Source organism: Bacillus cereus, assembly GCF_025917685.1.
Classification (GTDB): Bacteria; Bacillota; Bacilli; order Bacillales; family Bacillaceae_G; genus Bacillus_A; species Bacillus_A cereus_AT.
Genome location: NZ_CP089518.1, coordinates 3643356 through 3657684 on the forward strand (window position 1 = coordinate 3643356; position 14329 = coordinate 3657684).

A 14329-nucleotide genomic window follows, 5' to 3' on the forward strand; every position below is an offset into this window, starting at 1 on the left:
TGTTTTTTACATAACAAAAAAAGCCAGTTTAACTGGCTTTTACTTATTGCTGCTCTTGTTTATTTTCTTCTTTCGCAGCTTCTTTTTCTTGCTCTTCTTTTAGCAATACTTTTCTAGATAAGTTCACACGACCTTGCTTGTCAATCTCGATAACTTTAACTGTAATTACATCACCGATTTTCACAACGTCTTCTACTTTACCTACACGCTCAAGTGCCAGTTCAGAAATGTGGACTAATCCATCTTTACCGCTGAATAATTCAACGAAAGCACCGAATTTCTCAACACGTTTCACTTTTCCTTCGTAGATTTCACCTACTTGTACTTCACGAACGATATCTTCGATAATTTTCTTAGCTTTGTCATTCATTTCTTGATTTATTGAAGAAATGAATACTGTACCATCTTGCTCGATGTCAATTTTAACGCCAGTTTCTTCAATAATTTTATTAATTTGTTTACCGCTCGGTCCAATAACGTCACGGATTTTATCTGGGTTAATTGTCATTGTAATAATCTTTGGAGCATACGCTGATAATTCAGTACGTGGCTCTGCAATAACAGATAACATATGATTTAGAATGTGCACACGACCAACTTTCGCTTGTTGTAATGCCTCTTCTAAAATTTCACGAGATAGACCATCGATTTTAATGTCCATTTGCAGTGCAGTTACACCTTTTGCTGTACCTGCTACTTTAAAGTCCATATCACCTAAATGATCTTCCATACCTTGAATATCAGATAAAATTGTGTAATGCTCACCAGATTTAACTAGACCCATTGCAATACCAGCAACTGGAGCTTTCAGTGGAACACCCGCATCCATCATTGCTAAAGTACTACCACAAATACTTGCTTGTGAAGTAGAACCATTTGATTCTAAAACTTCAGATACAAGACGTACTGTATATGGGAAATCTTTTTCAGATGGAATTACAGGCTCAAGAGCACGTTCTCCTAGTGCACCGTGACCAATTTCACGACGACCTGGTCCACGCATCGGTCTTGTTTCACCAACACTAAATGATGGGAAATTGTAATGGTGCATAAAGCGTTTTGATTCTTCTACACCAAGACCATCTAAAATTTGTACATCGCCTAATGCACCTAATGTACAAATACTTAATGCTTGTGTTTGTCCACGTGTGAACAGACCAGAACCGTGTGTACGAGATAAAATGCCAACCTCTGATGCTAATGGACGGATTTCGTCACCTTTACGGCCATCTGGGCGGATTTTTTCAACTGTAATAAGACGACGTACTTCTTCTTTTACAATTTTATATAAAATCTCATTTACTTGTCCTAATGTGTCAGCGTCAGCTTCCTGCGCTTCGTAATGTTCAATTACACGCTTTTTCACTTCGTTAATTGCATTTTCACGTGCATGCTTTTCATGTACTTGAATCGCTGAATGCATATCTTTCTCAGCCATTTCACGTACAGCTTGATTAAGATCAGCATCAACTTCATAAAGTTTTACTGCTAATTTCTCTTTACCTACAGCTTGTACAATCTCTTCTTGGAATGCAATTAGACGTTTAATTTCGTCATGACCAAACATAATTGCTTCTAACATTGTTTCTTCAGGTACTTGATCTGCTCCTGCTTCAACCATGTTAATTGCATCTTTCGTACCAGCTACAACTAGGTGAATATCACTTTGTTCTTGCTGTTCTACTGTTGGATTAATAACGAACTCGCCATTAATACGACCAACTGTTGCACCAGCGATTGGGCCTTCAAATGGAATATCTGAAATCGATAACGCTAATGAAGAACCAAACATAGCTGCCATTTCAGAAGAACAATCTTGATCAACACTCATTACAATGCTGACAACTTGTACTTCGTTACGGAAACCATCTGCGAAAAGTGGACGAATTGGACGGTCGATTAAACGACTTGCCAAAATTGCTTTTTCACTTGGACGGCCTTCACGCTTAATAAAGCCGCCTGGAATTTTTCCGACTGCATATAAACGCTCTTCATAGTTTACTGTAAGCGGGAAGAAATCTACATTTTTTGGCTCTTTTGATGCAGTTGCTGTAGATAGAACTGCTGTGTCGCCATATCTTACTAATACTGCTCCGTTCGCTTGTTTTGCAAGCTGACTTGTTTCAATTGTTAGCTGACGACCAGCTAAATCTATCGAGAAGACTTGCTTTTCCTGACTCATTTAAGTACCCCTCTCAATTTAAAATATTCAATTCTTCTATGTAAATGGATAGTATATCACAATATTCTTTCCTCTAGTATTGCCGAAAATTTAATAAGCTATAAAGAGTAGAAGATATATTTTTACCTAACAAAAAAGCGGGAATATTCCCGCTTCTCTGACTATCGACGTAAGCCAAGCTTTGTGATTAATTCACGGTAACGTGTGATATCGCTATTACGAAGGTAAGTAAGTAAGTTACGACGTTTACCAACCATCTTTAATAGACCACGACGTGAATGATGATCCTTCTTGTGAGTACGTAAGTGCTCGTTTAGAGTGTTAATTTGCTCCGTTAGGACAGCAATTTGAACCTCTGGAGAACCAGTATCAGTCTCATGAGTTCTAAATTGTGCAATGATTTCATTTTTACGCTCTTGTGTTAAAGCCATCCTATTTCACCTCCTAATAATTAAACCCCCAATTACCTAGCAAGCGTCGGTGAGTCGCAATGCCAAGCAATGGTTGTCATAAAGTACATAACATAGAATACTACTTTTCATTTGAAAAAGCAAGTATATTCTTTGCGCTTGAAAAATATTCTTGGGCGATTTTCTTATCTTTCGCAATTTGTGCAACTAACTCATCAATACCATTAAACTTTTTTTCTTCTCTTATACGCATATGCCACTCCACCGTGACACTTTGATCGTATATATCTTTATTAAATTCAAATAGATGTACTTCAATAGATAATTGGCGCTCATTCTCTTTAAAAGTTGGTTTATATCCAATATTACATACGCCATCGTGCCATTCATCGTGAACTTTTAATCTCACTGCATATACACCTACAGGTGGGAGTAGATATTCATCACTTAAACCTACATTTGCAGTTGGAAAGCCAATTTGGCGTCCACGCTTATCACCGTGCACAACTGTTCCTTCTACCGTATAAGCTCTCCCTAAAATAGATGGAATCTGCTCCATTTCTCCATTTCGAATTAACTTTCGTAATGAAGTAGAACTTACTTTTTCTTCTTGATATTCAACTTTTTCGATCACGGTCTGTGTAAACTCCCCTCTTGCATGAAATGGTAAAGTCTCCATCTTCCCTTTCCCTAAACGTCCATATGAATAATCAAAGCCTGCTACTACATGCTTTACGTTTAAATCAATAATATAATCATCTACAAATTGTTGTGGTAATAATCCTGCAAATGATTCATCAAATTTAATAACATATAATATATCGATTCCTAAACTTTCGACTATTTTTTCTTTATCACGCATTGGTGTAATATACTCCACATGCGCTTCCTTTTTTCCTAAAACAACAGATGGGTGAGGATAAAATGTCATAACTGCACTTTTATATCCCCGTTCATCCGCTATTTGCTTCGCAGTTCGAATCACACATTGATGTCCTAAATGAATGCCATCAAAAAATCCTAATGCCATTACAGTAGGTGGTAATTCTAATTTATTTTGTTCATGTGGATGAGTTAAATGAATAAGTTTCACGCTTGAATTCACCTTTTTCTGTAATAATCCTTCCGATAATTCATTATAGCTTTAGTTCTTGATTATTCACAAGTACTTTCATTGGCTTTAGCATACCAGGGTGTTTTGGATGATGCTCATAAATCGCTAAGCAACAATCATTTTTATCAAATACTGTAATAAATGGTGCTGTTATTTCTAATTCATTCTTTAAGAACATACCATTTTTTATTTTTTCTGCTTGCTTTTCATCTACAACCATTTTTGGAAACTTACTTAACGCTTCATCGATTGAAATGAAGATAGACTCTACTGTTCCATTTTGCACGTTTTCTTCAATTTCTTCAAATGATATGCAATCTTCTAGTAAAAATTCACCAGATGCCGTTCTTACAAGATGGGACATGTGTGATGGAAAACCAAGTTTTTCACCAATCATTACTGCTAGCGTTCTTACATATGTACCTTTACTACACGTTACACGGAAACGGAATGAAATGTTTTCCCCTTCAAAAACTTCACGTTCATCAAGTAATACAAATTCGTGAATTGTAATTGTACGAACTGGACGTTCAACCTCTTGACCTGCTCTAGCATATTCGTATAGTTTTTTCCCGTTTACTTTTACAGCTGAAAACATCGGTGGCATTTGTTCAATTGTTCCTGTTAACTTTGCAAGAACATTTTCTACTTCTTTTCGTGTAATAACACGATCCACATTTTTCGTTTCTACAACTTCACCCGAAGCATCTTCAGTCGTCGTAGAAAATCCTAATGTTACTTCACCTTCATACGTTTTCGTCTCACTTGTTAAAAATTGTGCAATTTTCGTTGCTTTACCAACACAAATCGGTAATACACCCGTTACATCTGGATCTAATGTTCCCGTATGACCAATTCGTTTCTCACGTAAAATCTTTCTTAATTTAAATACACAATCATGTGACGTCATGCCTTTTGGCTTATGTAATAATACTACACCTTCCATATATGTTCACCTCATCATAATTCTTTCATAATAAATATCCAAAACTTATTTTGCATTGAAAAAATGGATAGACATATGTCTATCCATTATTCTTCACGTTTACCTTCTTTATTAATTTCATGTAAAAGTGTATCAATTCGATGACCATATCCGATAGACTCATCAAATTCAAAGGAAATTTCCGGTGTTTTACGAAGACGAATACGTTGGCCAATTTCTGAACGAATGAAGCCTTTTGCCTTCGCTAAACCTTTTAATGTACTTTCTTTCTGTTCTTCATCACCTAAAACAGAAATATATACTGTAGCAATTTGTAAATCTCCACTCACTTGTACATCTGTTACTGTAACAAATCCGACACGTGGATCTTTAATTTTACGACTGATTATGTCGCCTAATTCTTTTTTCATTTGCTCGCCTACACGGTTTGCACGTAATTTCATAATTCTTCACCTCATTCAGTACCATTCCAATTGTGTTATCGTACGTTCAATTTCAGGAAATGAATCGATGTACTCAAGTACACGATTCATTTCTTTTTCACAGATAACACGATTTGAGGATACGGAAACAATTGCAATTTCTGTACGTTGCCATACATCTTGATGCCCTACTTCTGAAACAGCTACGTTATAACGCTGCTTCACACGAGTTAGCACCCTTTGCAAAATTGCTCGTTTCTCTTTTAAAGAATGCACATCGTAAATCATACACTCGAATGAGAGTGAAGCGATAATCATCGCTTCACTTCTTCCATAATGTACGCTTCAATGATGTCCCCTTCTTTAAGATCATTATATCTCTCAATTGTAATACCACACTCATAGTTTTGTGCAACTTCTTTTACGTCGTCTTTGAAACGTTTTAACGTATCAAGTTGTCCTTCGAAAACTACTACGCCATCACGGATAATACGAACGCCACTATCACGTGTAATTTTACCGTCGATTACGTAACAACCTGCGATTGTTCCAACTTTTGTTACTTTGAACGTTTGACGTACTTCCGCTTGACCGATTACTTTTTCTTCGAATTCTGGATCCAGCATACCTTGCATTGCTGATTCGATTTCTTCGATTACTTTATAGATAATACGGTGTAAACGAACATCAACGTTCTCTAATTCAGCTGTACGCTTCGCATTCACATCAGGGCGTACGTTAAATCCAATTATAATTGCATTAGATGCAGAAGCTAAAATAACATCAGATTCTGTAATCGCACCTACGCCCGTATGGATAATTTTTACTTTTACGCCTTCAACATCAATTTTACGAAGTGATGCTGCCATTGCTTCTACAGAACCTTGTACGTCTGCTTTCACAATTAAGTTAATTTCTTTTACATCGCCCTCTTGGATTTGTTGGAATAAATCTTCAAGGCTTAATTTAGATTTCTCACCACGTTGAGCAAGTAACGCTTCTTGTGCACGTGATTCACCGATTTGACGAGCTTTCTTCTCATCAGCGAATGCCATGAAACGATCTCCGGCTTGTGGTACTTCATTTAAACCTGTAATTTCAACAGGAGTTGATGGACCAGCAACTTTTACACGACGACCAATATCACTTACCATCGCACGAACACGACCGAATGATGTTCCAACAACAATTGGATCTCCAACTCGAAGTGTACCGTTTTGAACAAGTAATGTCGCGATAGTTCCTTTACCTTTATCAAGCTGCGCTTCAATTACAGTACCAGTTGCATAGCGATTTGGATTTGCTTTATATTCTTCTACTTCACTCACAAGAAGAATCATTTCTAGCAAGTTGTCAATTCCCTCGCCTTGAATCGCAGAAATTGGTACGAAAATTGTGTCTCCGCCCCAAGCTTCTGGAACTAATTCATATTCTGTTAATTCTTGCATTACACGATCAGGATTTGCCGCTGGTTTATCCATTTTATTCACAGCAACAATAATTGGTACTCCAGCTGCTTTCGCATGGCTAATTGCTTCAACTGTTTGTGGCATAACACCGTCATCAGCTGCAACAACAAGAATTGTAATATCCGTTACTTGCGCACCACGAGCACGCATCGTTGTAAATGCTGCGTGACCAGGCGTATCTAAGAATGTAATTTTCTTATCATTTACTTCAACTTGGTATGCACCAATATGTTGAGTAATTCCACCCGCTTCGCCAGCAGTTACTTTTGAATTACGGATAGAGTCAAGTAAAGTTGTTTTACCATGGTCAACGTGTCCCATAATTGTAACAACAGCTGGACGCTCTTTTAAGTTTTCTTCATCATCTTGCTCATCGATGAATGTTTCAAATTCAGTTTCACTTACAACTACTTCTTCTTCTACTTCAATACCGTAATCAGTAGCAATTAACTCAATTGTATCTTTATCTAAGTCTTGGTTAATTGTTGCCATAATTCCTATCATGAAGAGCTTTTTAATAATTTCAGATGGCTCTTTGCTTAACTTTTTAGCAAGTTCACCTACTGTAAGGCTTCCAGAGAAAGTAATTTTATCTGGTGTTTCTACTATTTGTGTTTGTTGTCTTCCAGCAAAGTTTTCTTGACGTTTGTCTTCATTTCCTTTGCCTTTTTTCTTCTTCTTATTGCTGTTCTTTTTACTGCGAACAACTTTCTCTTCTACTTCAAACTCATCTGCAACAGAAGGTTTTTCTGCCCCAGTGTTATATTGATTATCTAATTTGTTTACTACTTCGTCTTCTAACATTGTCATATGATTCGAAACCTCGATATTCATCTCTTTTAGTTTTGTCATAAGATCTTTACTTGAGATATTATTTTTTTTTGCATATTCATGTACTCGAATTTTACTCATACCTTCACCCCCGGTAATTTGTATCGAGCATGCTACGTAGCTTTTTCGCAAAGCCTTCATCTAACACAGCTACAACGACTCGCTCGTCTCTCCCAATCGCATGCCCTAATTGTTGTCGATTTTCGACTTTTCTCATTGGTATGTTGTAGTACGTGGTTTTATCAATGATACGTTTTGTAGTGTTCGCTGACGCATCTTCAGAAAGCAATACTAGCTTTGCTTTGCCACTTCGTACTTCTTTTAAAACGAGTTCTTCACCCGAAATAATTTTTCGAGCGCGGTTTGCTAGTCCTAAAAACGATTTCCAATCGGACACTTACTTCGACTCCTTCTCAACAAGCTCAAGAAGCTCTTCGTACAGAGAACTGTCGATTTTCGCTTTTAGATGATGTTCCAAAATATTTTTCTTTTGGGCTTGAATAATGCATTCTTTATCTTTTGACAAATATGCACCTCGTCCTGATTTTTTTCCTGATAAATCAATAGACACTTCGCCCTCTTTGGAACGAACAATGCGAACGAGCTCTCGTTTTGATTTCATCTCTTGCGTCGCAATACATTTTCGTAACGGAACTTTTCGATTGCTCATACTCATCACCTCTATTCGATTTCGTCTTCAACTGAATCGAATCCGAATGCGATTACGCTATCTTCATCTGTTACAATACCAAGTTGTTTCGCATCAGACTCACTTTTAATATCAATTTTCCAGCCTGTTAATTTAGCTGCAAGACGTGCATTTTGTCCACGCTTACCAATTGCTAATGAAAGCTGGTGGTCTGGAACAACAACAGTTGTTGCTTTTTCTTCTTCATCTACAAGTACTTTAACAACTTGTGATGGACTTAAAGCATTTGCAACATATTCAACTGGATCATTTGACCAGCGAACGATGTCAATTTTTTCGCCTTTTAGTTCATCTACAATGCGTTGTACACGTTGTCCTTTCGGTCCTACACAAGAACCTACTGGATCAACATCGATATTCTCTGCATACACAGAAATTTTCGAACGATCGCCTGCTTCACGCGCTACAGAGCGAATTTCTACAGTTCCATCATAAATTTCTGGAACTTCCATTTCGAATAAACGTTTTAAAAGACCAGGATGTGTACGTGATACGTAAATTTGTGGTCCTTTCGTTGTTTTTTCTACTTTTGTAATAAATACGCGAATACGATCATGTGGTTTATATTGCTCATTTGGCATTTGCTCACTTACAGGTAATAAAGCTTCTACTTTCCCTAAGCTTACATAGATGAAACGAGCATCTTGGCGCTGTACAATACCAACCATAATGTCTTCTTCACGATCACTAAATTCTGAATAAATAACACCACGTTCCGCCTCACGAACTCGTTGTGTTACAACTTGTTTTGCAGTTTGTGCTGCAATACGACCAAAATCTTTTGGCGTTACTTCAATTTCTAGTACGTCGCCATCTTGGTAGTTTGGATTAATTTGTCTTGCCTCTTCTACAGAGATTTCAAGACGTGGATCAAACACATTATCGACAACGTCTTTACGTGCTAAAACTTGAATTGTTCCCACTTCTGGGTTAAAGCTCACACGAACGTTTTGTGCTTGGTTAAAATTGCGTTTATAAGCAGAGATTAATGCTGCTTCAATTGCATCAATAATAATATCTTTGCTAATACCTTTTTCTGACTCTAAAACGAGCAAAGCATCTAACAACTCAGTGCTCATGAAGATCCCCCTTCTTACTAAAACGTAACAGCAAGTCGCGCATTGGCAACTTTATCCATTGGAATTTGGATTTCTTTTTTACGTGTTTTAATTGTTAATAGTAGTGTAATTGTAATACCGTCGTAGGAAAGTAGCTTTCCTTCAAACATCTTTTCACCATCAATCGGCTCATATGTTTTAATTGCCACTTGTTTCCCTACCGCTTGCTGGAAGTCTTTCTCTTTCTTTAATGGGCGTTCCGCTCCAGGAGATGATACATCCAAAAAGTAAAGATGAGGAATTGGGTCCTCTTTATCTAAAGCTTCGCTTAAACGTTCACTTACCGCACCGCATTCTTCAATGTCGACTCCCTTTTCAGAATCGATGAATACGCGTAAGAACCAGTCTTGTCCTTCTTGCACATACTCTACATCTACAAGTTCAAGATTTAACTCTTCAACGATCGGCTGCGCAAATGCTTCTACAACTTCTGTGACTTTCTTATCCATAAACAGCCTCCTTCCTGCCGCCATGTACCATTTACAAGAAAAGATCCCGTTCATTAAGACGGTCTATCTTATTCTTTCTCGTTAGCTAACAAAAGCCCCTGCCGTTAAGCAGGGAATATCTGTCTTAGTATTACCAAATTTAAGAAGTAAAACTTGTAACAAAATATGTATATACGACAGAAATATCTTTACTATCCACATAAATAAAATGTAGATAGTAACACGAAAGAGTGGGTTTCCCCACTCTCTTTTTCACAAAATATACATGACATGGTTATCTCGGTTTATAGTATACCATAGCAAATATTGATTTGCAAAGACTTTTCCTACCTGTTAGAACAGTGATAATTGGTTTTGATCCGGTAAATCTCCTAGACAACCTTGACTATCTAAATACTCAATAATTGTTTTTGAAACCTTACTGCGCTGCTGTAAGTCTTCTTTTGATAGGAAGTCTCCATTTTTACGTGCTTCTACAATACTTAAAGCTGCGTTTGTACCAAGACCAGGCACTGCATTAAATGGAGGAATTAATGAGTCTCCATCAATAATAAATTCTGTTGCATGCGAGCGGTATAAATCAACCTTTTGGAATGAGTATCCACGCTCACACATTTCAAGTGTCATTTCTAGTACAGTTAATAAACTCTTCTCTTTCGGCGCTGCATCCAATCCTTTTTGAGCAATTTCGTCAATTTTTACGCGTATGGATGCTGAACCTTTCGCCATCGCTTCTACATCAAAATCATCTGCACGAACTGTAAAATATGCCGCATAGAATAAAAGTGCAAAATGCACTTTAAAGTACGCGATACGTACAGCCATAAGTACGTAAGCAGCCGCATGGGCTTTAGGGAACATGTATTTAATCTTCTTACATGAATCAATATACCAACCTGGTACATTATTATTTTTCATATCCTCTTCCCATTCTTCCGGTACACCCTTACCTTTACGAACCGACTCCATGATTTTGAAGGCTAACGATGGATCTAAACCTTGATAGATTAAATATACCATGATGTCATCACGACAACCAATAACTTCACTCAGCGTACATGTACCGTTATAAATTAACTCGTTTGCATTACCAAGCCATACGTCCGTACCATGTGATAATCCAGAAATTTGGACTAACTCAGAGAATGTCGTAGGTTTCGTCTCTTCTAACATCTGCCTTACGAATTTCGTACCAAACTCTGGTATACCAAGTGTACCTGTTTTACAGTTAATTTGTTCCTCCGTTACGCCTAACGATTCTGGCCCAGAGAAAATTTTCATTACTTCTGGATCGTCCGTTGGGATTGTTTTCGGATCAATACCACTTAAATCTTGTAACATACGAATAACGGTCGGATCATCGTGTCCTAGTATATCAAGTTTCAATAAATTATCATGAATCGAGTGGAAATCAAAGTGTGTCGTTCTCCACTCAGCACCTATTGAATCTGCCGGGAACTGAATTGGTGAAAAATCAAAAATATCCATGTAATCTGGCACAACGATAATACCACCTGGATGCTGTCCGGTTGTACGTTTTACCCCTGTACAACCTGCAACTAACCGATCTATCTCTGCATTTCGAATCGTTAAGTTATGATCATTTGCATAACCTTTTACATAACCATAAGCAGTTTTTTCCGCAACTGTACCAATCGTTCCTGCACGATATACATAATCTTCACCGAACAGTACTTTCGTATAGTTATGGGCACGTGGTTGGTATTCCCCGGAGAAGTTCAAATCGATATCGGGTACCTTATCTCCTTTAAATCCAAGGAACGTTTCGAACGGAATGTCATGTCCATCTTTTACATATGGAATATTACAAGCAGGACATTCTTTATCCGGTAAGTCAAAACCAGAACCTACAGAACCATCATTAAAGAATTCTGATTGCTTACACTTCGGACATACATAGTGTGGTGGTAATGGGTTTACTTCTGTAATTTCCATCATCGTTGCAACAAATGATGATCCTACCGATCCACGCGAACCTACTAAATATCCGTCTACTAACGATTTTTTCACAAGCTTATGTGAAATTAAATAAATTACGGCGAATCCATGCCCAATAATACTTTTTAATTCTTTTTCTAAACGTGCTTCTACAATTTCCGGTAGCTCTTCACCATAAATGCTACGCGCCATTTTATAACTCATATCACGCGTTTCATCATCAGCACCTTCAATTTTCGGTGTGTATAGATCGTCTTTTACTGGATGCACATCACCAATTAATGACGCAACCTTTTGTGTATTTGTTACAACAACTTCTTTCGCTTTGTCTTCACCTAAGAATGAAAAACATTCTAACATTTCATCAGTTGTACGGAAATGTACTGGCGGTAATGAATGTCGATTTAACGGATTGGCTCCGCCCTGCGAACTGACTAAAATTTTACGATACATTGCATCCTCAGGGTCTAAATAATGCACGTTTCCTGTAGCAACAACTGGTTTATCTAACGTCTCACCTAGTTTTACTAAGTTAGAAATAATTGTTTTTAATTGACCTTCATCTCGAACAAGTTCACGTTCTACTAAATGACGTAACACCTCTGGAGGCATTACTTCAATGTAGTCATAGAACTGGGCAATTTCTTCTACCTCTTCAGGTGCCTTTTGCATCATTGCCTCGAACACTTCACCTTTATCACAAGCCGTTCCTACTAAAATTCCTTCACGGTATTTTTTTAATAGTGACCTCGGCACACGTGGTACACGGTAAAAGTAATTTAGATGCGAATAGGAAACAAGTTTATAGAGATTTTTTAACCCCACATCCGATGTGGCAAGTAATGTCATATGACTTGGACGGCCACGCTTATACGCATCCCCTTGTCCCATGCTATCATTTAATTGATCATGATATTCAAATCCCTTTTCAATTACGTCTTTCAACATTTTCACAAGTAAATATCCCGTCGCTTCTGTATCATAAATCGCACGGTGATGTTGCGTTAATTCAATATCAAGTTTTTTACACATCGTATTTAATCGATGATTTTTCATCTCTGGGAATAGGAATCGTGCAAGTTCTAACGTATCAATAACTGGGTTATTCGTTTTTTCTAGTCCAGCCTTTTTAAAACCTACGTTAATAAAGCCCATATCAAAGCTCGCGTTATGGGCAACAAGTGTATGATCGCCCATCCATTCCTCAAACTTTTTAAACACTTCGTCCACTTCTGGTGCATCGGTTAACATATCATCTGTAATACCTGTTAATTCAATAATCGTCGCTGATAATGGTTGATGTGGATTTGCGAAAGATTCAAAGCGATCAATGATTTCGCCACCCTTTACTTTTACGGCAGCCAACTCAATGACTGTATCGTATACAGCTGATAAACCTGTCGTCTCAACGTCGAAAACAACATACGTTTCCTCTGCAAGTAAACGATGCGCTTCGTTATACGCTATCGGTACACCATCATTAACTAAATTCGCTTCTACACCGTATATAACTTTAACTCCAGCCTTTTTCCCCGCAGAATATGCCTCCGGGAACGACTGAGCCACAGCATGGTCTGTAACCGCAATAGCTTCATGTCCCCATTTACCTGCTTGGGCAACAAGCCTAGAAACAGGAGTAACAGCATCCATTTGGCTCATCGGAGTGTGAAGATGAAGTTCTACACGCTTTTCGCCTTCTGGCGCTTTATCTTTACGAGACGGCCCTGTTATTTCATTAATATCATTTGCAATCATTACTAAATCTCGAACGAATGTATCGTTTTGAACAGAACCACGCGCTTTCACCCACATTCCTTTTTTCAAGGATTGCAGCATTGGAATATCTTCTTTGTCACGCGAGAACATTTTGATCATAATAGAATCCGTATAATCCGTTATTTTTAAAGTTAATAACGTACGTCCACTACGAAGCTCTTTTGTTTCTACATGGAAGACATATCCTTGAACCGTTTTTCTTCTTTCTTCATCTTGAATTTCTCGCATCGGTGTAATCTCTTCATCTGGCTTAATAAGATACCCGAGTGTAATCGGTCCTTCATACACAACGCTGCTTTCTTCAGCTTGCTTCTTCGCCATTTCTTCCATAGCTTGTATAACACGCTCGCGGTCTTCTTGCTGCGTTTGCTCACGAAACTTTTGCATTTCTTCTGTATTTTGCTGTATATGTGTGTCTAACTGGAAACGCGGGAATCCAAAAACTTCGTATTGATCCCCTACTGGTTTCGCAACGTTTTTCTTTAAAGCAGTAGACTCCAGCTCATTATTCACATTTATTAGCAACTTCACTCCATTCACCTGTGGAAGCTGCTTCTTTAAGTATGCGAACATAGGTGAAAATGTAATTCGTTCCGTACAAAGCGGCCAATACGCCCTCACTTCTTCTTCTGTAAATTGTTTATTCTCTGTTTCTAATGCAAATGTTGTTCTTGCAATATGAGAAAATGATTGCTTAAGCTTTGTTTCTAGCAATTCATATAATTCTGTAGGCAAAATACGTGGCACTTGTAAATCAAAATGCCAACTTTTATTCGCTTTATCAATAACGAGCCTTTCAATACCACCGCCTTGTAAATATTGATTTATAAGGTCGTCTGGTATTTGCAACTGCTGGAGCAAAATTTGAAATCGCTCTTGTTGTTCATTTGTTAATGACATATGCACTCTCCTTCCATTTGCTATTATAAATTGAATCGTACTAC

At 37.7% G+C, this 14329-nt stretch carries 12 protein-coding genes; all 12 read right to left on the minus strand.

Annotated elements, in window-relative coordinates:
• Positions 1 to 43: 43 nt before the first annotated feature.
• The 12 genes from pnp to LUS72_RS18895 all read right to left on the minus strand — a co-directional run bounded on the left by pnp (position 44) and on the right by LUS72_RS18895 (position 14285).
• Entirely contained in the window at positions 44 to 2182 is a 2139-nt protein-coding gene (gene pnp / locus LUS72_RS18840) for a polyribonucleotide nucleotidyltransferase (RefSeq protein WP_097830976.1), read from the minus strand.
• A 161-nt stretch (positions 2183 to 2343) separates the two neighbouring features.
• Positions 2344 to 2613: a 30S ribosomal protein S15 gene (gene rpsO, locus LUS72_RS18845; RefSeq protein WP_001229392.1), complete on the minus strand. Its 270-nt coding sequence runs from the start codon at positions 2611 to 2613 to the stop codon at positions 2344 to 2346.
• A gap of 100 nt (positions 2614 to 2713) precedes the next feature.
• Positions 2714 to 3685, minus strand: coding sequence for a bifunctional riboflavin kinase/FAD synthetase (gene ribF / locus LUS72_RS18850; protein WP_000766725.1), 972 nt, complete (start codon positions 3683 to 3685; stop codon positions 2714 to 2716).
• A gap of 43 nt (positions 3686 to 3728) precedes the next feature.
• Positions 3729 to 4652, minus strand: coding sequence for a tRNA pseudouridine(55) synthase TruB (truB, locus tag LUS72_RS18855; protein WP_071746777.1), 924 nt, complete (start codon positions 4650 to 4652; stop codon positions 3729 to 3731).
• A gap of 86 nt (positions 4653 to 4738) precedes the next feature.
• Entirely contained in the window at positions 4739 to 5095 is a 357-nt protein-coding gene (rbfA, locus tag LUS72_RS18860) for a 30S ribosome-binding factor RbfA (RefSeq protein WP_000776443.1), read from the minus strand.
• A 15-nt stretch (positions 5096 to 5110) separates the two neighbouring features.
• Positions 5111 to 5392 (minus strand): DUF503 domain-containing protein, encoded by a 282-nt coding sequence (locus tag LUS72_RS18865; protein WP_000582364.1) that lies wholly within the window; start codon positions 5390 to 5392, stop codon positions 5111 to 5113.
• On the minus strand, positions 5389 to 7455 hold the full coding sequence (gene infB / locus LUS72_RS18870; protein WP_097830975.1) for a translation initiation factor IF-2: 2067 nt from the start codon (positions 7453 to 7455) through the stop codon (positions 5389 to 5391). The genes LUS72_RS18865 and infB overlap by 4 nt, the downstream gene beginning before the upstream one ends.
• Positions 7456 to 7459: 4 nt before the next feature.
• A complete protein-coding gene (locus tag LUS72_RS18875) occupies positions 7460 to 7771 on the minus strand; it encodes a YlxQ family RNA-binding protein (protein WP_001286519.1) in 312 nt (103 codons plus the stop codon).
• A complete protein-coding gene (gene rnpM, locus LUS72_RS18880; protein ID WP_000071123.1) occupies positions 7772 to 8044 on the minus strand; it encodes an RNase P modulator RnpM in 273 nt (90 codons plus the stop codon). It abuts the gene before it with no gap.
• An 11-nt stretch (positions 8045 to 8055) separates the two neighbouring features.
• Entirely contained in the window at positions 8056 to 9162 is a 1107-nt protein-coding gene (gene nusA / locus LUS72_RS18885) for a transcription termination factor NusA (RefSeq protein ID WP_097830974.1), read from the minus strand.
• A 17-nt stretch (positions 9163 to 9179) separates the two neighbouring features.
• Positions 9180 to 9650 carry a ribosome maturation factor RimP gene (gene rimP, locus LUS72_RS18890; protein ID WP_097830973.1) on the minus strand — a complete coding sequence of 157 codons (471 nt, stop codon included), beginning with the start codon at positions 9648 to 9650 and terminating at the stop codon, positions 9180 to 9182.
• Between the two features lie 333 nt (positions 9651 to 9983).
• Positions 9984 to 14285 carry a PolC-type DNA polymerase III gene (locus LUS72_RS18895; protein ID WP_097830972.1) on the minus strand — a complete coding sequence of 1434 codons (4302 nt, stop codon included), beginning with the start codon at positions 14283 to 14285 and terminating at the stop codon, positions 9984 to 9986.
• Positions 14286 to 14329: the final 44 nt, after the last annotated feature.

Excerpts from the sequence above, each read along its gene's own strand:
- pnp (WP_097830976.1), bottom strand. The coding sequence starts at position 2,182 with ATGAGTCAGGAAAAGCAAGTCTTCTCGATAGATTTAGCTGGTCGTCAG.
- rpsO (WP_001229392.1), bottom strand. The coding sequence starts at position 2,613 with ATGGCTTTAACACAAGAGCGTAAAAATGAAATCATTGCACAATTTAGA.
- truB (WP_071746777.1), bottom strand. The coding sequence starts at position 4,652 with ATGGAAGGTGTAGTATTATTACATAAGCCAAAAGGCATGACGTCACAT.
- rbfA (WP_000776443.1), bottom strand. The coding sequence starts at position 5,095 with ATGAAATTACGTGCAAACCGTGTAGGCGAGCAAATGAAAAAAGAATTA.
- LUS72_RS18865 (WP_000582364.1), bottom strand. The coding sequence starts at position 5,392 with ATGATTATCGCTTCACTCTCATTCGAGTGTATGATTTACGATGTGCAT.
- infB (WP_097830975.1), bottom strand. The coding sequence starts at position 7,455 with ATGAGTAAAATTCGAGTACATGAATATGCAAAAAAAAATAATATCTCA.
- rnpM (WP_000071123.1), bottom strand. The coding sequence starts at position 8,044 with ATGAGCAATCGAAAAGTTCCGTTACGAAAATGTATTGCGACGCAAGAG.
- nusA (WP_097830974.1), bottom strand. The coding sequence starts at position 9,162 with ATGAGCACTGAGTTGTTAGATGCTTTGCTCGTTTTAGAGTCAGAAAAA.
- rimP (WP_097830973.1), bottom strand. The coding sequence starts at position 9,650 with ATGGATAAGAAAGTCACAGAAGTTGTAGAAGCATTTGCGCAGCCGATC.
- LUS72_RS18895 (WP_097830972.1), bottom strand. The coding sequence starts at position 14,285 with ATGTCATTAACAAATGAACAACAAGAGCGATTTCAAATTTTGCTCCAG.